The organism is Lysinibacillus sp. Y5S-8, from assembly GCF_036894365.1.
Classification (GTDB): domain Bacteria; phylum Bacillota; class Bacilli; order Bacillales_A; family Planococcaceae; genus Lysinibacillus; species Lysinibacillus fusiformis_D.
Map to the genome: position 1 here is coordinate 3,593,569 of NZ_CP145889.1, position 16,641 is coordinate 3,610,209.

Annotated in this window: 18 protein-coding genes; 8 read left to right on the forward strand and 10 right to left on the reverse strand. The window is 38.4% G+C overall.

The annotated features are described in order from the left end of the window. Nucleotides 1-94: 94 nt before the first annotated feature. From V6670_RS17370 to V6670_RS17405, 8 genes are all read right to left on the reverse strand, one after another. On the reverse strand, nucleotides 95-1,018 hold the full coding sequence (locus tag V6670_RS17370) for an aminopeptidase (protein ID WP_338651771.1): 924 nt from the start codon (nucleotides 1,016-1,018) through the stop codon (nucleotides 95-97). A gap of 11 nt (nucleotides 1,019-1,029) precedes the next feature. Next, nucleotides 1,030-1,791, reverse strand: a complete 762-nt coding sequence (locus V6670_RS17375) for an IclR family transcriptional regulator (protein ID WP_338651772.1) — start codon at nucleotides 1,789-1,791, stop codon at nucleotides 1,030-1,032. A 135-nt stretch (nucleotides 1,792-1,926) separates the two neighbouring features. Then, the gene (locus V6670_RS17380; protein ID WP_338651773.1) at nucleotides 1,927-3,195 is read right to left on the reverse strand and encodes an ArgE/DapE family deacylase; all 1,269 of its coding nucleotides are present in this window, start codon (nucleotides 3,193-3,195) and stop codon (nucleotides 1,927-1,929) included. Next, nucleotides 3,188-4,141, reverse strand: a complete 954-nt coding sequence (locus V6670_RS17385; protein ID WP_036118738.1) for a DUF1177 domain-containing protein — start codon at nucleotides 4,139-4,141, stop codon at nucleotides 3,188-3,190. The genes V6670_RS17380 and V6670_RS17385 overlap by 8 nt, the downstream gene beginning before the upstream one ends. A gap of 51 nt (nucleotides 4,142-4,192) precedes the next feature. Next, nucleotides 4,193-5,200, reverse strand: a complete 1,008-nt coding sequence (locus tag V6670_RS17390) for a dipeptide ABC transporter ATP-binding protein (protein ID WP_089934505.1) — start codon at nucleotides 5,198-5,200, stop codon at nucleotides 4,193-4,195. Next, complete coding sequence (locus tag V6670_RS17395) at nucleotides 5,184-6,206, reverse strand: ABC transporter ATP-binding protein (protein ID WP_338651774.1); 1,023 nt, start codon at nucleotides 6,204-6,206, stop codon at nucleotides 5,184-5,186. The genes V6670_RS17390 and V6670_RS17395 overlap by 17 nt, the downstream gene beginning before the upstream one ends. 17 nt (nucleotides 6,207-6,223) lie before the next feature. After that, a complete protein-coding gene (locus V6670_RS17400; protein ID WP_338651775.1) occupies nucleotides 6,224-7,090 on the reverse strand; it encodes an ABC transporter permease in 867 nt (288 codons plus the stop codon). A 2-nt stretch (nucleotides 7,091-7,092) separates the two neighbouring features. Next, nucleotides 7,093-8,055 (reverse strand): ABC transporter permease, encoded by a 963-nt coding sequence (locus V6670_RS17405; RefSeq protein WP_036118726.1) that lies wholly within the window; start codon nucleotides 8,053-8,055, stop codon nucleotides 7,093-7,095. Nucleotides 8,056-8,271: 216 nt separating this feature from the next. Here V6670_RS17405 and V6670_RS17410 point away from each other — a divergent pair, with 216 nt between their 5' ends. The 4 genes from V6670_RS17410 (at nucleotide 8,272) to V6670_RS17425 (ending at nucleotide 12,822) form a co-directional block, all read left to right on the forward strand. Continuing rightward, nucleotides 8,272-9,873, forward strand: coding sequence for an ABC transporter substrate-binding protein (locus V6670_RS17410; RefSeq protein WP_338651776.1), 1,602 nt, complete (start codon nucleotides 8,272-8,274; stop codon nucleotides 9,871-9,873). Between the two features lie 62 nt (nucleotides 9,874-9,935). Continuing rightward, nucleotides 9,936-11,006, forward strand: coding sequence for an amidohydrolase family protein (locus V6670_RS17415; RefSeq protein ID WP_338651777.1), 1,071 nt, complete (start codon nucleotides 9,936-9,938; stop codon nucleotides 11,004-11,006). After that, the gene (locus tag V6670_RS17420) at nucleotides 11,003-12,145 is read left to right on the forward strand and encodes an amidohydrolase family protein (protein ID WP_338651778.1); all 1,143 of its coding nucleotides are present in this window, start codon (nucleotides 11,003-11,005) and stop codon (nucleotides 12,143-12,145) included. The genes V6670_RS17415 and V6670_RS17420 overlap by 4 nt, the downstream gene beginning before the upstream one ends. Then, the gene (locus tag V6670_RS17425; protein WP_338651779.1) at nucleotides 12,142-12,822 is read left to right on the forward strand and encodes an AroM family protein; all 681 of its coding nucleotides are present in this window, start codon (nucleotides 12,142-12,144) and stop codon (nucleotides 12,820-12,822) included. The genes V6670_RS17420 and V6670_RS17425 overlap by 4 nt, the downstream gene beginning before the upstream one ends. Nucleotides 12,823-13,185: 363 nt before the next feature. Here V6670_RS17425 and V6670_RS17430 read toward each other — a convergent pair whose 3' ends face one another. Further along, nucleotides 13,186-13,503: a hypothetical protein gene (locus V6670_RS17430; protein ID WP_016992524.1), complete on the reverse strand. Its 318-nt coding sequence runs from the start codon at nucleotides 13,501-13,503 to the stop codon at nucleotides 13,186-13,188. Between the two features lie 137 nt (nucleotides 13,504-13,640). Here V6670_RS17430 and ytzI point away from each other — a divergent pair, with 137 nt between their 5' ends. The 4 genes from ytzI to V6670_RS17450 all read left to right on the forward strand — a co-directional run bounded on the left by ytzI (nucleotide 13,641) and on the right by V6670_RS17450 (nucleotide 15,359). After that, the gene (gene ytzI / locus V6670_RS17435; protein ID WP_094029263.1) at nucleotides 13,641-13,787 is read left to right on the forward strand and encodes a YtzI protein; all 147 of its coding nucleotides are present in this window, start codon (nucleotides 13,641-13,643) and stop codon (nucleotides 13,785-13,787) included. A gap of 30 nt (nucleotides 13,788-13,817) precedes the next feature. Further along, entirely contained in the window at nucleotides 13,818-13,979 is a 162-nt protein-coding gene (locus V6670_RS17440; RefSeq protein WP_180957787.1) for a hypothetical protein, read from the forward strand. After that, on the forward strand, nucleotides 13,976-14,209 hold the full coding sequence (gene yidD, locus V6670_RS17445; protein WP_036123166.1) for a membrane protein insertion efficiency factor YidD: 234 nt from the start codon (nucleotides 13,976-13,978) through the stop codon (nucleotides 14,207-14,209). The genes V6670_RS17440 and yidD overlap by 4 nt, the downstream gene beginning before the upstream one ends. 109 nt (nucleotides 14,210-14,318) lie before the next feature. Beyond that, nucleotides 14,319-15,359 (forward strand): zinc ABC transporter substrate-binding protein, encoded by a 1,041-nt coding sequence (locus V6670_RS17450; RefSeq protein WP_338651780.1) that lies wholly within the window; start codon nucleotides 14,319-14,321, stop codon nucleotides 15,357-15,359. A 69-nt stretch (nucleotides 15,360-15,428) separates the two neighbouring features. On the opposite strand, the gene V6670_RS17455 is transcribed toward V6670_RS17450, so the two are convergent. Beyond that, nucleotides 15,429-16,580 carry a transglutaminase domain-containing protein gene (locus V6670_RS17455; RefSeq protein WP_338651781.1) on the reverse strand — a complete coding sequence of 384 codons (1,152 nt, stop codon included), beginning with the start codon at nucleotides 16,578-16,580 and terminating at the stop codon, nucleotides 15,429-15,431. Between the last annotated feature and the right edge of the window lie 61 nt (nucleotides 16,581-16,641).

Sequence of the window (16,641 nt, forward strand, 5' to 3'; positions counted from 1 at the left end):
TGTTAACTATAGTGTAATCCTACAAAGACAAGCAACTGTAAGCTATAGTGAGGTAAAGCAAAAAAGCGTGCTTCATATGAAGACACGCTTTTCCTTAGATGACTTGCTGACCATCGAAATAGACAGTGGGGTTTTTCACAACGCAATCAATATGGACATCAGCCATATTTGCTCCACCGAATGGCTTATTACTACCAAATGCAATATGGATTGTCCCATACACCTTCTCATCCTCTAGTACATTACCACATAGGATGGCACTTTTATTCGCTCCGATGCCAAACTCTGCAATGATTCTACCATTTCCTTCACCAAGTAAAGCAAGTAATTGAGGACCATCAGGACCGATTGCCTCCTCTAAACGACCATTCGTGATTTTTAATAATAATGGCTCCTTTAAAACACCTATATTAGCAATCGAACCATCCACTAAAATCTCTCCATTCGCAGATGTTTCTAGTGGTGCAATATAAGATTCTCCAGAAGGGATATTCCCATGCTCTCCAGCTTGGCGTATAACACCTGTAGAACGAATTCCCAAACGATTTTCTACACTAAACGTTAATGTATGTCCGCCTTTGTCAATGCGAATATTTTTTGCTGCATCAAGTAAATGAACATATTTTTCTACCATATTTTCTATTTCCTGTGCATCTGCATGTAGCGCACCTTGCTCTAGCATATCCATTGTAACACCTGGCATTGTCGCCACTCGGCCACCCTGTTCACAGGCGTTTTTACGAGCAGCTGTATGTGTTAAGGAGTGCGAGGTAATACAAAGCGTGACATCGACATTCGTCATCAGCGTCGAAACAGCTTGGATTGGCTCCTGTCCAGATTTATCTAATAGCGGCATGACCATCAACATTGTCTTCGCTGTAATAGATAGCCCAGCTTTATAAAAGATTTGCGCAATATCTTGCTTATGAATATCTGTTAAGATTAACAGTGTTTCAGATGAATGAACATTTAGATTACCTTTTAGTATAGTAAGTGCAATATCATGTAAATGTTGCATAATAAAACTCCTTAATTAAAATTCAAATGATATCTACGAATAATTCCTTCTATTTCATTTCTCGCCTCTGTTAATGGTTCTAAAACTTCTGGAACACGTTGTTCCGTAAAACGATAGATTGGCCCAGAAACAGTAATGGAGGCTACGACCTGATCTTCACTATTGAATATGGGCATGGCAAGTGCCAGTACATCAACAGAATATTCACTGTTACTGAGTGCATAACCACACGCACGAATTTTTTCCAGCTCTGCTCGTATTTCATTAGCATCCGTCATCGTATTATTCGTATAGGCTGTTAAAGGCTCGTCAATCACCTTGGCAATTTGCTCTTCATTTAGAAAAGCAAGCATCGAACGATAGGATGCCCCTACATAAAGTGGTGATCTACTTCCTCTTGAAACCGTGAATTTCACCTTATTAACAGGTTCGGCTTTTAGTAATGTTAACGCTTCCAGTCCATTCAGAACAGTAAAAATAGCTGTTTCGCCTGTGACATCCTTTAATTTCTCAAGAACCGGCATACATAGCTGATCTATGTTTAATGAATCATACATATTCATACCAATCTCCCATAAAGCAATACCAAGTGAGTATTTTTTTGTTACAGGATCTTTTGTAATAAACCCGTTATTTTCAAAGGTTTCAAGAATGCGATATAAATTTGTATGATTCATATTCATCGCCATTGCTAACTCTCTTCCACCCCATATGGGCTTTTCTTTTGTAAACATTTTTAAAACCGCGATTGATAAATTTAACGTCTTTAGCATATCTCTCATCCTTTTGATCTATTTATCTGTACAAACGGCTGCAAATCTTTCTCTTAAAGGGGGAAATAAGCGACAGATTTAGCAGCCGTCAGCACCTGATATCACTTTATCAAAAGTAAGAGAGTAGCTAATCTCTTACTTTTGATATAGGAAATCAACAGCAGCAGTAATATATACTTTTGCACAGCGTACGATATCCTCAACACGCACTTTTTCATTGTAACCATGAATACTTGGTAAATAGGCTGGGCCGTACTGCAATACAGGAATATAATATTGTCTGAAATGTCGAGCATCACTACTTGCCCATTGCATAACGCCATATGCCTCTTGCCCTGTTACAAATGAAATATTTTCCACAATGGATTGACATACAGGGTTTTCCGCAGGCGTATAATTTGCTACACTTTTGAAGCCAAAACGTTTGATTGAATAATCGATAGCCAAACCATCTAGTTTATGTTTCAAAATTTCTGTTACTTCTTCTTGTGTAATACCGAATGGTAAGCGACAATCGACCTGAACCTTGCAATAATCTGGGATTACGTTGGACTTCGTACCTCCCTCAATTGTACCAATATTTACAGTAATTTTCTCTAAAACTTCTTGATATTTCAAGCGATCTTTTTCCACCTCACGCATGTATTTTTTAGATACCTCGATAAGTGGCAGTACCTCTTCTGGGATCGTAATTTCCAAATCCCATAGTGTACGAATCTCTTGAATAGCTCGAATGGCATCGACAATAGCATTTCTCCCAGCTAAAGGTGATAGGCTTCCATGTCCAGGTTCCCCACGAACCTCTAATTCAAACCAATAAGAACCCTTTTGCCCAATGGTTGGATTTAGCGGTGAAGAAGGCTCAGCGATTAAGCAACCATCTCCTTGCACAAAACCTCGCTCTAACAACCACGGAACACCAAATTCGCCGCCTGTTTCTTCATCTGGCACAATCGCCAATGTTAGTTTCCCTGGTAATTCAATATTCAATTTCTTTAGTAGCTTTGTTGCAAAAATAATACCAGCTAAACCAGCTTTCATATCACTTGCACCACGGCCTAGCATCCAGCCATCCTTCACCTCCCCTGAAAATGGATTGAATTCCCACTTTGATAAATCACCAACAGGAACAACATCTGTATGACCACAATAAATGAGTTCCTTTCCCTCACCACTCCCAATAGAAGCTACTAAATTAAACATTTTATCTGCAGCTTCGTATTTTTGATAAGTAATGCCAACATCCTGTAAATAGTTTTCGATAAAAACTGTTATTTCAGTCGTATCTCCTGGAGGATTGACACTAGGAATTTGAATGAGTTTCGAACAAAATGCAATCAGTTCATCTTGATGCTTTTCAACTGCCTCTAATAACTGCGCTTTGAGTGCTTGTAAATCATTCATGTGTATATACCTCTTTTCCTTTCGTTTGTAGATGATGCATGCTTCCATATAGATTTTTCATATGTGTAAACTGCTTTTCGTCAAAGAAGGAACATTTATGAGCTCCATACGTTTTTGCTACTTCTAAAACAAATCGAACTACATTTTCTACATCTGTTACATGTGTGGCGCCTGTTGCACAGCCTGCCACGACAGATTCTGTTGTGATAGCTACACCTACAACAGGGCTTGTTGTTGCCACAGCTGGTTGTAAAATACTATTAATATGGAATAAACCATTGCCATATGGTGTAATGTCTTGCATGGTAATCGGTAGTACAACTGGAGAAATTCCTGCTGCTTGTGTGTAAACATGCAATAAATCATCACTGATTTTTAATATGTAACCTTCTTTGACTGTTGGCGTAATGGCAAACCCTTTATGGTTACATACTTGATTGCCTTTCGTTGTATCAATTGATAGAATGGCATCCATTGTTTCTTCCACTTCATTTTCGTTCATTACACTAATATCCACTGGAGAGTTCATAAATGGCACTGGCTCATGTGGCAAAGTGGGTGCTGTCGGACAAATATGTGTTGAGAAAATAACATCTCCTTCTAACTGATCACCCTTTAAAGCCATATCAATGGCTTTGGCTGCACCTGCCATACATGCTAGTGCTCCATCACCATCTGATACAAAGCCTGTCATTTCAGGACGTGCTCCAATACCACCGAGACGACCAATAATTCCTAACGTCGGTGCCTGACCACCAGAGGATTTCCCTTGCTTTCCTTTCACTAGTACACGCACAAAATCCGTTGAGCCACTTTCACCTTTAATCGTTTTGATCTTCACATCTGCTGTTGGATCAATGCTGTGTAAATAGGCTTTAATCGTTTCTCCGTTAACATGGAAATTATCCATTACCTCGTATAATTCAATAACATGCTTCAATGACATAATCAGTCCGCTCCTTTTTTACTTCCATAATTGATTCAATTACTTTCTGCTCTAAGTCGTCGACACTTCTTGCTGTATCGACGAAAATAAATGACAAGAAACTTGATGTGTAGCTGTCACTGTATCGAGTGTCGGTTGGACGTCTGCACATTTGTCTGTAGCAAAACGACAACGCTTATGGAATGCACAGCCACTCGGTGGATTTACTGGACTTGGAACGTCTCCAGATAAAATAATACGGTCCTTTTTATCAAAGGGATTTTCCTTAGGAATAGCCGATAATAAGGCTTGTGTGTAGGGATGTTGAGGGTTCTCATAAATTTCCTTATATGTCCCAATTTCCACAATTTTACCTAGGTACATGACGGCAATCCGATCACACATATAATTCACAACATTTAAATCATGTGAAATAAAAATATATGTTAAACCGAAGTCTCTCTGTAAGTCTTTTAATAGATTGATTACCTGTGCTTGTACAGAAACATCTAATGCTGAAACAGGTTCATCGCATACAACAATATCTGGATTAAGCGCAAGGGCACGAGCAATATTGATACGTTGTCTTTGTCCCCCAGAAAATTCATGTGGATGGCGCTTTGCATGATAAGCACTTAATCCTACTGTTTCAAGTAATTCAATAACACGCTTTTTACGTGATGCTTCATCACCAATACTATGGATGACTAATGGCTCGGCAATGAGATATTCAATCGTTTTTCGAGGATCGAGTGATGCATATGGATTTTGGAAAACCATTTGTATCGACTTTCGAGCAGAGCGAATATCCTTTGTATTTAAGCTTGCTAAATCCGTACCCTTAAACTCAACGATTCCCTCTGTTGGAGAAATTAGCTGGTTGATTAAACGAGCAACCGTCGATTTCCCACAACCTGATTCACCTACAATCCCAAGTGTTTCTCCCTTATATAATTCAAAACTGACGCCATCTACCGCTTTCACAAATTGTGTTGATTTTTTAAAAGGGATTGAACTTTTAATGGGAAAATGCTTTTTTAAATTACTTACCTTTAAAACAAGTTCATTGTGCTGTTGCATTAAAAATTCCCTCCTTCCTTGCAACAATTTGATCTTTCGCTTGTAAATGGCAGGCTACAAAATGATTGTCCTGCACTTCCACTAAGTCGGGTACTGTATGACGACAAATATCTGTTGCTAAAGGGCAACGTGATGAAAAGTGACAGCCGCTATGGGGCATTGTTAAATCCGGTGGACTACCTGGAATGGCTGGCAATCTTTGTTGCTCTTGTGTGCCCATTGTAATTTGAGACTCTAATAATCCCCACGTATAAGGATGTAAAGGTTTTTCATAGAGCTGTCTTGTTGTAGTCGACTCAACTGTTCGACCTGCATACATAACATTTACTTTGTCACATAACTCCCAAACCACACCTAAATCGTGTGTAATCATAATGATGGCTGTATCATGGTCTTGTTGTAATTTTTTCATTAAATCAAGAATTTGAGCTTGTACAGTTACATCCAGTGCAGTTGTTGGCTCATCGGCAATGAGTAGTTTCGGGTTACAAGCAAGAGCAATAGCAATCATGACACGCTGACGCATTCCTCCTGAAAATTCGTGAGGATACATTTTTAATCGTTTCTCTGGCTCGGGAATACCAACCATTTTTAACATATCAACGGCTTTGATAGCGGCATCTTTCTTCGAGATTGTTTCATGCGCTTGAATGACTTCAATAATTTGATTGCCCACTGTTAATACAGGATTCAAACTTGTAATAGGATCTTGGAAAATCATTGAAATATCATTACCTCGCACGTTGCGCATTTCCTTTTCAGAAATTCCTATTAAATCGCGGCCATTAAATAAAATTTTTCCATTCGTTATTTTTCCTGGCGGAGATGGAATTAAACGCATGAGAGCAGTGGCTGTAACACTTTTTCCCGACCCTGATTCTCCAACAATACCTAGTGTTTCCTTCTTATTTAATTGTAAATTTACTCCATTAACAGCTTTCATTGTAGAGCCGCCACTTTTAAATTCTACTGTTAAGTTTTCTACATCTAGTAAACGTTCAGTCATGACTCCACCCCCTTCCATTAAACTTTCATTTTCGGATCTAATGCATCGCGCAATCCATCCCCTAATAGGTTAATACCAAGAACTGTTAATAAAATACAGATGCCTGATAATGTCGCCATTTGGGGATTTAATACTAAAAAGTCTTTACCATCTTTTAAAATACTACCCCATGAGGCTGTCGGTGGTTGAACGCCTAGTCCTAAAAAGCTAAGGGCAGCTTCTGAAATAATAGCGCCCGCTGTACTCATCGTTCCATAAACAATTAAAGGAGCTAAACAGTTCGGTAATATATGGCTAAAAATGATCCTCGTATGTGTAGCACCTAAGGAATGTGTTACTTCAACGAATTCTTCCTCTTTTACACTTAAAACCTGTCCTCGAACAAGTCGTGCGAAACCTGGAATATTAGCAATACCAATCGCAACAATAACGTTGACAAGTCCTTGCCCTAATACCGTCATTAATGTGATAGCTAATAAAATAAACGGGAATGCGAAAAGACCATCCATCGTACGCATAATGATCGAATCAATGCGTCCACCAAAATACCCAGCTACTAAGCCTAGGAGCGTTCCAAATACAGCACCAAATAGCACTGCCGCAATCCCAACAATCATCGATATTCTTGTACCATAAACTAAGCGACTAAACAGATCACGACCATAGTTATCTGTTCCTAATAAATGTCCTTCTGTATTCATCGGTAAAAATGATTTACCGACAATCATTTCATTCGGTGGATGGGTAGCAATCAATGGGGCAAAAATAGCAACAATACCCATTAAGGTGACAATGATTAACCCAATTGTCGCTAATTTATTTTTTAGCAACTTGCGCAATAACATATTTCTTTTTCTCGTTTCATGGACGATTGCTTGAGTCATTGTTATTTTTTCCCTCCATCCGATTCTAAATTGACCTTAGGATTGACCACTTTATACAGTACATCGACTACTAAGTTAACAAGTACAAAGATAAACGCAATGAAAATAACAGTACCTTGTACAACAACAAAATCACGTTTATCAATGGCATCTACAATTAGTCGCCCCATTCCAGGCCAACTAAAAATCGTTTCTGTTAAAACCGCTCCCCCCAGTAAATTGGATATCTGCATCCCTAATACCGTTAAAATAGGTGTTAGGGCATTTTTAAATGCATGTTTACCAATCACTAAATATTCTTTAATCCCTTTAGAACGAGCTGTTTTAATATAATCTTGTGAAATAACCTCTAACATACTTGAACGGGTAATCCGTGCAAATGTCGCCATTGGAATCGTTGCTAATGCAAATGCTGGCAAAATTAAATGTTTCAAATAGGTCCATAGACCATCACTGATGTTGCCCATTCCAGTAGCTGGGAACCAACCAAGATTGACACTAAAGAATAAAACAAGCATGATCCCCAACCAAAAAATAGGCATAGATACACCAACTAATGATACAAGCATGACAATATAATCAATGATTGTATTTTGCTTTCTAGCAGCTAATATTCCTGCTGGGATACCGACCACAACCGCTATAAACAAGGCTGCCAATGCTAGTATCACTGTGTTAGGGAATCTTTCTATAATAAGCCCGATGACAGACTCACTATAAGAATAGGAATATCCTAAATTTAACTGTGCTAAGTCTCCTACATATGAAATAAATTGCGAAGGCATTGATTTATTTAATCCTAGCTCTTCTCTTAAATTCTCTACATCTTCCACACTGGCCTGTGGCCCAAGCATTACTGAAGCTGGGTCACCTGGAATCATTCGCGTAATAATGAAGACGATGATTCCTACTACTAGCAGTGTCGGGATAAGGTTGACTAACCTTTTTAAAATAAATGAGCCCATCTTATTAAGACCTCCTTTTCATTATTAGAATCAGTGGTTCATATTGTGAATAACCACATACTACACCATGCGATAATTATTTGTAAATATATTTTTTCTGAATCTTTTTAATTTTTTATTTACTTTCTGTTTACAAATGTGCTAATTTTAATTCGAACCTATCATTTTTGAATCAACGGTTCATATTGTGAAACAAAATAAAGGAGGCTTATGCAGATGAAGAAGATAAACGTAAAAAAATCTTTACTACTACTCTTTTTAACTTTATTAATTGGTGTTTTAGCAGCTTGTGGTGGAAACACAGAAAAAAGTAATTCTTCAAATGAAAAAGATGGAGAAGTCACTTCAGGTGGCAAATTAAATATTGGTCTTTCAGCCAATGCCAAAACATTTGACCCTATCAAATATACAGGGGTTTATGAATCGCAAGTTATGCGTCAAATGGGTGATACTTTAGTTGTTTATAACAAAGATCTATCAGATATCATCCCCTCTTTAGCAACAGAATGGAAAGTGTCAGATGATATGTTAGTCTATACGTTCAAATTACGTGAGGGTGTGAAATTCCAAAAGGGGCAATACCAGGATGGCCGTGAAATGACAGCGGAAGATGTGAAATATTCTTTAGAGCGTTCCGCCAAAGAATCCGCTATGAATCGTTTAAGTGGTGTGACAGAAGTTAAAGTGTTGTCAGATTATGAAATAGAAATTCACTTAACTACACCGAATGCTGCCCTTCTTGCTATGCTAACGGATGCAGGAAATATCATTATTCCAAAAGAAGAGGTTGAAGGCTGGGGCGATAACTTCTCAGAACACTTCATTGGTACAGGCCCATTCCAGTTAACAGAATGGAAAAAAGACCAAGAAGTAAAACTAGTTCGTCATGACAATTATTGGGGTGAACAACCTCATGTTGATAATTTATCCATGAAGTTTATCTCCGACCAAAATATGATGACAAATGCATTACGTTCTGGTGACATAGATATTGCTATGGATGTCAAAGGCCAAAACAGAGAAATTATTAACCAAGATAGCAACCTTGAGCTTTTAACGAATCCAGGTCTATCTATTGTTTATCTTGACCTTAACAACAAAGTTGGTCCGACTGCTGACAAACGTGTTCGCGAGGCACTTTATATGGCAACAAATGTTGAGGAAATCATTTCTGGTGTTAACCAATGGGGTGGCGGTGATGTTTCTTATTTACCATTGCCACCAGGTTCATGGGGATATGATAAATCATTAGTTGATTTAGTACCAAAATATAATCCAGAAGAAGCAAAAAAATTGCTAGCAGAGGCTGGTTATCCTGATGGCTTCAAAACAGAGATTTATGTATCCGAAGCACGTGTGCCTTACGCAACGATTTTCCAAAGTCAATTAAAGAAAAACTTAAACATTGATGTGGAAATTAAAGTGCTTGAATGGGGTACTTACAGTGATACTGTTGCAAAAGGGAACGCTCCAATGAATATTGGTGGCTGGACTTGGTATCCAGATCCTTATTTCTTCCTATATCAATTATTCCACACAAATCAAATCGGTGCGTTAGGTAATGGTAAAGGCTATAGCAACCCAGAGGTAGATAAATTATTAGAGCGTGCGGTATCTGAAACAGTAGTACAGGAAGAACGTGCTAAATTATACCAAGAAGCATTAAAACTGATTTTAGCAGATGTTCCGCGTATTGAATTAGAAGCAACACAAACCGTTGCAGGTGTAAACAAAAAAGTACAGGGCTTTGAGGTTTCTGCTGACAACTCCGTACAAATTGTACATCCAAACGGTACGAACGTATCCATTTCTAAATAATTAACTGGAAAAGTGGAGATGCTTGTCTCCGCTTTTCTCTTCATAAGGAGAGATCTCATCCCATGACTCGATATATAAATGGACTTGTTTTTAACTCTGAGACACGTAGCTTTAACAAACAGTCATTTCAAGTACAGGCGCAATACTTTGCTCCATCTTCTACAATGTCTGAAATAGACATCGATTTAGATGGCTATTATATTACACCTGGTCTTATCGACAGTTGTTCACAAATTGGCTTAGCTGAAATAGGGATTCGTTGGGAGGGAGATGATAGCTATGAATTTGACTCACATCTGGACTATTCTGTAGTTGATGGCGTTTATCCATTCGATGCAGCCTTTCAAAAAGCTATCTCCCATGGGGTGACAGCCTCTCATATCGTTCCCTCTCCTAAAAGCTTGATCGGTGCAAAAACGGCTATTATTCATCATACACATACAACGGTTGATGAAATGGTCATTGCCAAAGATATTGCTTATTCCTTCTCTATCGGACACCAAGCAAAAAGCACATTTTTCGCTGAAAAGAGAAAGCCACTAACCCGTATGGGGATTGCCAAAATTTTAAGAGAAACATTGCAACAGATTCAGCAACAAGAACCTTTAATTAAGAAAATTGTCATACGAGCACATAAAGCTGTGGATCTTGAATTCATTGACCGTCTTCAACAAGAGTTTAAGTCTACTTTTGATTTTCATATTATTCACGGCACTGAAGCTCCACTGCTTCAAGAGATATCCTTCAATACGGTCATTGCTGGCCCAACGTTTCGATATATCGAGCATAACGAGATGATGGCATTATCACCAAAACTATACCGCCAGTTGTCCCAACAACATACTCCGTTTGTTTTTTGTACGGATCATCCTGTTAGTAGCACCTCTCACCTAACATTAGAAGGTTGCTTAGCTGTAAGAGAAGGGCTAGCACGCCAGGATGTTCTGTATGCACTAACAACAGGAGCTGCTAATTTCCTTGGAATCGCTCATAAAACCGGCACTATTCGTGATGGCCTTCTAGCTGATTTTGTCATATGGGATAAGCATCCATTAGATTTAGATGCACAGGTTGTAGCTACTTTTATTAAAGGAACAAAAGTTTATGCACGGGAAGAAGGGTTCTCAGAATGATTATTTACCATCATGCTAAGTTTCTCACAGTCAATGAACAAAATGATATTTTTGAACAGTTATGGATCGAAGATGGACGTATAGTCTATGTCGGTCCAGCCAAAGATTATCCTCCTCAAGCAGAGTTAGTCGATCTTCAGGGAGCTTATGTCACACCAGGCTTAATTGATATTCACGCCCATGTTGGGACATGGGCAGAGGTTACTGAAGACATTAATGATGCTAATGAATATAGCGAGCCCTTTACACCTCTTATGCATGCTCTAGATAGTGTAGATATCCGACACTTTTCCTTCCAACATGCGTTAGAAGGCGGTGTGACGACTGTACAAACTGGTCCAGGTAGTGCCAATGTCATTGGGGGCATTTGGAGTATTCTTAAAACAGCAGGGCCCACTCTTCCCTCTCGTGTTTTAGTAGAACGAAGCGGTTTAAAAGGCGCGTTAGGAGAAAATCCAAAGAATGTTTTTGGCAATCAATACAAACGAAAGCCAATGACTCGCATGGCCATTGCCCAGCTTTTACGTGATGGTTTCCAACGTGCAAGTCAACTGAATGAACAACAACGAGCTGAGCAAATTAAACAAAATTCAGAGTTGCGTCCATTCATTGAAGTGCTACGAGGTGACATGCCCCTTCGCCTTCATTGTCACAGAGCAGATGACATTATGACAGCTATAAGAATTGCTAAAGAATTTAATGTGAAGCTCCATTTAGAGCATTGCACAGAAGGCTATTTAATGGTCGATGCGGTTAAAAACAGTGGCTTTCATGCGACACTTGGGCCCTATATGTTAACCCCATCTAAATATGAAACACGTAATTCTACACCGGCGATTGCAGCCATTTTTAAAGAGCACAATATCCCATTTGCCATCATGACAGACCATCCATTCGTACCAATTCAGTACTTAAAATATTGTGCCACTGAAGCTATTCGCTATGGTTTAGATGAGGTCACCGCCTTAAAAAGTATTACATTAAATGCCGCTAAGCTCGTACAGCTAGATCACCGTATTGGCAGCCTTGAGGAAGGCAAGGATGCTGATTTTGTTGTTTGGTCACACCCTATTTTTGAAACAGAAGCAAAGGTCTTACAAACGTATGTCAATGGACAAAAATATTACGAAGCGGAGTGAGCTTATTGAAACATTCAAAAATTGCCGTAGTCACAATTGGTCAAGCGCCTCGCAAAGATATGGCGGAGGATATTCAGCAATTAAGAACATCTGGTTTACATGTTCATGAGTTTGGCGTACTGGATTCACTCTCTCCAGCCGAAATTACTTCCCTTTCACCGTCTAGTGAAGACACAGGTGTTTTAGTGACACTTTTGACAAATGGACAACAAGTCAAGCTAAGTAAACAAAAGCTGATGCCCTATATTCAGACATGCATTGATGATTTACATGAATTCACTTGGGTTTTGCTTATGTGTACAGGAGATTTTACGAATAAGCTGTCATGTAAAAACCTGTTACTACCTGATCGCATGATGACAAATTTAGTGAAAGGGTTACAAACAGAATTAGCACTTGGATTAATAGGCCCTGAGCCTGAGCAACAACAAGCTGTTGCGGAGAAATGGCAAAAAGCACAGTTCGATGTCACCTTTTCAGCTAGCTCGCCCTATCAGTTCAATGCACAACATCTATTAGCAAAAGCACAGCTATTAGAATATCAAGGAGCTGATTTGCTCATTCTTGATTGTATGGGTTATTCCACAACAATGAAAAACATGATTAAAGATCAACTCACTATTCCCGTCATTGTTCCTAGAGAAGCAGTATTTACGATTTTAAAGGCCATTTGTTAATGGTAAAAAAGGTGATGTCAACAGCAGAAACAACCATTTTGAAAGGCGCGGGTTGATTTCCGCTCCGCCATCGTCCCTTCCAGGGGATGCCCAATGAGCCGCTTCACTCACAGGGTCTCATCAACCATGTGGTAAAAGAATAGGCACTTATTTTCAATGTGGAGAAGTCATGAGTGACAGCACCCCAGTAGTGAATACCTTCACTTCATTTGAAAACCTTTGATAACAAGAAATATTTTTATGGATTGGAAGGCTATTTGACTTCCAATCCATTTTCACCTTTAACATAAATTCTATGGATGGTTTTGTTTTTCAACACTATGAAAAAGGGCACTGCATCGGCAGTGCCCTTTTCCCGTTCCGCTAGACACGTTTATTGAAATAAGGAAGCTGCTCAACAAATGCCTTTGTGTCATCATCCCCATATTCATGAACGAGTGCATAAATTTTCATTAATCGCTTATCGATTTCATCATTTTCCCTGTCTAAGTGATACTGTATATACGGTAATTGTGCACGCCATGCATTTGAAATTTCTAGCAGCTGCATTTGCTGAAAGATTCTCTCAAATACATCTAATGCCTGTCGATCTACATTCAGTTCAAAATTCCACGGCCCAGCATAAGGATTTGTATAATAGGTTCTATTGGCAAGTGAAAAATATACGCGCTGACGATCCATCTTTATGATTCACTCCTTTTTCCATAGTATGGAGAGAACGGAGTTGTTTTATTCGCTTTAATGTCAAACTTCCTTCACAATTAATAGAACCACATAATTTATAATAGGTATGATGAACAAAGAACGGAGTGAATACTATGAGTTTAACTACGCTCTTAATAGTCGCAGTTATCATTGTTATCTTTATCACTATTGCGACGATTATCAGTGTCAACCGTGCCTATGCCTTTAAACATACTATTGATGAAAAACCACAGCAAAGCTATCATCAAGAGGATAACTAATCATAATTTATTGAATTTGGAGTGAAAGCAATGGGTGTACCTTTACCAATTATCATTATGATTGCCATGATGATGCTAATGTTTGGTCTTTCTGTCATTATTATTTTGAAGAAAAAAAATCATATCTTTACACAAACTATTGATCCAAAACCTGAACAAATGACGTCTCAGCAAGAGGAAGAACAACGATGAAATACCCCTTTATTTGGCTCATTCAGTTTTATAGAAAATTCATTTCACCTATGACGCCACCAACTTGCCGTTTCCATCCTACTTGTTCTTCTTACGGGCTAGAAGCTTTTCAAAAGCATGGAGCATTGAAAGGCTCCATCTTAACCATTACACGTATATCGAAGTGCCATCCGTTTCATCCTGGTGGCTTTGATCCTGTGCCTGAAAAATGGCCTTCGAAAAAGAATTAACTTTCGGAGGGCATTTTTTTCTTGTACTTTTTTAAGTTGTGCGTTATTATAATAACTGTTCTAAAAAATAAATCGTAATGATTACTATTTAAGAGAGGTATCTGATTATATGAAAAAATTGTATTTATTATTGTTAGTCGCAGTCCTTGCCTTATTCACTGCTGCTTGTGGAGACAAATCTTCCACTTCCCAAAAGTCTGATGACAAGGATACGTTAAGCATCTATACAACGGTTTATCCGTTAAGCTATTTTGCACAGCGCATTGGTGGCGATTTTGTTGAAGTATCTTCTATTTACCCAGCTGGTGCGAACGAGCATACATTTGAACCCACTCAAAAAGATATGATGAAATTAGCAGATGCAAATATCTTCTTCTATATTGGCTTAGGACTGGAAGGCTTTGTCGAAAACGCTAAAAAGACTTTAGCAAACGAAGATGTCACGATGGTGGCAACTGCTGACACAGTTTCAGATGAAAAATTAGCTATCAGCACAGGTCATGTTCATGCAGAAGATGAGCATGACGAGCATAATCACGTTGCCACAGAGGAAGAGCACGATCATGAGCACGATCACGCTGCCACAGAGGGAGAGCACGGACATGATGAGCATGAACATGGCGATATCGACCCACATGTTTGGTTATCTCCTACAATTAGTCAGGATTTAGCACTTGCTATTAAAAATACACTCGTTGAAAAAATGCCTGCTCAAGAATCGACTTTTAATGAGAATTATGAAGCACTAGTAAAAGAACTACAGGATTTAGATAATGACTTCAAAGCAATGGCTGACAAAGCACCGAATAAAACATTCTTTGTATCACATGCTGCCTTTGGCTATATTGCAGGTCAATATGGTTTTACACAAGTGCCAATTGCTGGCTTAAATTCACAAAATGAGCCATCTCAAAAAGAATTAACAAAAATCGTTGATAAAGCAAATGAATTGCATATTCACTATATTTTATTTGAACAAAATGTTTCTTCTAAATTAGCAGAGGTTATTCAAAAAGAAGTTGGCGCAGAATCTCTTGTCCTGCATAATTTAAGTGTATTAACAGCTGATGATGAAAAAAATAAAGAAACCTACTTCACCTTGATGCAAAAAAATATTCAAACACTAGAAAAGGCGTTAAACGCACATTAATCAAGTAAGAGCCAGCAAGTAGACATTAAGCCAGTGTAAACCAAACATATTATGAGTAAGGAGGTGCCCCTACAAATGGGACACCTCCTTTATTATGACGTATTTTTCTTGTGGCATGCGTTTCCCCGTTCGATAAACAGATGGTCGGCACTTTGTTGTTTTTAGTTCCTTATCCTGTATCACTTTCGGCTGAATCGCAATACCAACGGACATACTTTCCACTAACATTGGTGTCCATTCAGTAAAGTCAAACTGAACTAAAGTGTTTGGATCATTTGTTTTTTGTGCAATAAGCTTTGTTGGCTGTTCCACTAATTGTTGTACTGCCAGCTTATTTTCTCCAATAATAGAGATTCCTTTATTTTCAGTAAAGCTAGCTTGTAAAGGCATTGTTAAACTCTGTATTTTCGTTTCTTCTAGCATCTCTGTATACTTCTCGCTTGTTGCAGCAGGAAAACTTGCGTAGTCCCAAGTATGATCCTGTGCTAATTGACGATCCGACACTAAAAAATATTGATAGCGCACTTCTCCCTTACGATCCGGCAATGGATCATCCCAAGTTACATCAATATGATACCAATCACGATCCAACTTTACTAATACCCAGGCATGGAGCTGTTCACCCACTTTTCCTGGCACATATTGTACCTCAAAGCCCAACATTTCTAACATTCGATAAAGCACTAAAGCATATGCCTGACAAACTCCCTTATTTTCTGTTAGTAACGTGTAAGGGGAATATTGACTTCCTTCTGTTTCTTTGGAGTATTCCGCAGTTAAAACAATAAAATCATGTGCAGCCTGCAGTTTTTCTATGTCACTTAATCCATGCATGGGTGCAATAATATTCGCCAAAGTTTGCCCTACAAACGCTTCCTCTGTTGGGGAAATATGATAGGTAAAGGCAAAGGCAATGACAATATTATTGTTATAACCATCGTACTTCCATTTAAAGCTAGAAATATTAGTATAAATATAAGAGTTTTGAATCGCAGTTTTTGTAATGTCTGTTAGTCCATCTTTTATTTCAGTTATGTCACCAGTATAGCGAATCGAAAATTCCGAAGATAGCTGCGTAACTTCTTTATTAATGAGAGATTGTAGTGTTTCAATTGAATGAGCAGTTGCTACATTATCTTTTTCATCGTTTGCAAATACTTGCACATGACTCATTTGTAGAACAAATACTATAATGACAACATTATATATATATTTCCTCATATGAGTCATTCTCCTTTACTAACTAGTTTATGCCTCTCATTTTTTATTATGTTAATGAATG

Bases quoted from the DNA above. Each gene is read 5' to 3' on its own strand.
- V6670_RS17400 (WP_338651775.1), bottom strand. From the start codon at position 7,090: ATGACTCAAGCAATCGTCCATGAAACGAGAAAAAGAAATATGTTATTG.
- V6670_RS17375 (WP_338651772.1), bottom strand. From the start codon at position 1,791: ATGCTAAAGACGTTAAATTTATCAATCGCGGTTTTAAAAATGTTTACA.
- V6670_RS17440 (WP_180957787.1), top strand. From the start codon at position 13,818: ATGGGTGTACCTTTACCAATTATCATTATGATTGCCATGATGATGCTA.
- V6670_RS17405 (WP_036118726.1), bottom strand. From the start codon at position 8,055: ATGGGCTCATTTATTTTAAAAAGGTTAGTCAACCTTATCCCGACACTG.
- V6670_RS17370 (WP_338651771.1), bottom strand. From the start codon at position 1,018: ATGCAACATTTACATGATATTGCACTTACTATACTAAAAGGTAATCTA.
- V6670_RS17420 (WP_338651778.1), top strand. From the start codon at position 11,003: ATGATTATTTACCATCATGCTAAGTTTCTCACAGTCAATGAACAAAAT.
- V6670_RS17390 (WP_089934505.1), bottom strand. From the start codon at position 5,200: ATGCAACAGCACAATGAACTTGTTTTAAAGGTAAGTAATTTAAAAAAG.
- V6670_RS17395 (WP_338651774.1), bottom strand. From the start codon at position 6,206: ATGACTGAACGTTTACTAGATGTAGAAAACTTAACAGTAGAATTTAAA.
- ytzI (WP_094029263.1), top strand. From the start codon at position 13,641: ATGAGTTTAACTACGCTCTTAATAGTCGCAGTTATCATTGTTATCTTT.
- yidD (WP_036123166.1), top strand. From the start codon at position 13,976: ATGAAATACCCCTTTATTTGGCTCATTCAGTTTTATAGAAAATTCATT.
- V6670_RS17415 (WP_338651777.1), top strand. From the start codon at position 9,936: ATGACTCGATATATAAATGGACTTGTTTTTAACTCTGAGACACGTAGC.
- V6670_RS17385 (WP_036118738.1), bottom strand. From the start codon at position 4,141: ATGTCATTGAAGCATGTTATTGAATTATACGAGGTAATGGATAATTTC.
- V6670_RS17410 (WP_338651776.1), top strand. From the start codon at position 8,272: ATGAAGAAGATAAACGTAAAAAAATCTTTACTACTACTCTTTTTAACT.
- V6670_RS17450 (WP_338651780.1), top strand. From the start codon at position 14,319: ATGAAAAAATTGTATTTATTATTGTTAGTCGCAGTCCTTGCCTTATTC.
- V6670_RS17430 (WP_016992524.1), bottom strand. From the start codon at position 13,503: ATGGATCGTCAGCGCGTATATTTTTCACTTGCCAATAGAACCTATTAT.
- V6670_RS17380 (WP_338651773.1), bottom strand. From the start codon at position 3,195: ATGAATGATTTACAAGCACTCAAAGCGCAGTTATTAGAGGCAGTTGAA.
- V6670_RS17455 (WP_338651781.1), bottom strand. From the start codon at position 16,580: ATGAGGAAATATATATATAATGTTGTCATTATAGTATTTGTTCTACAA.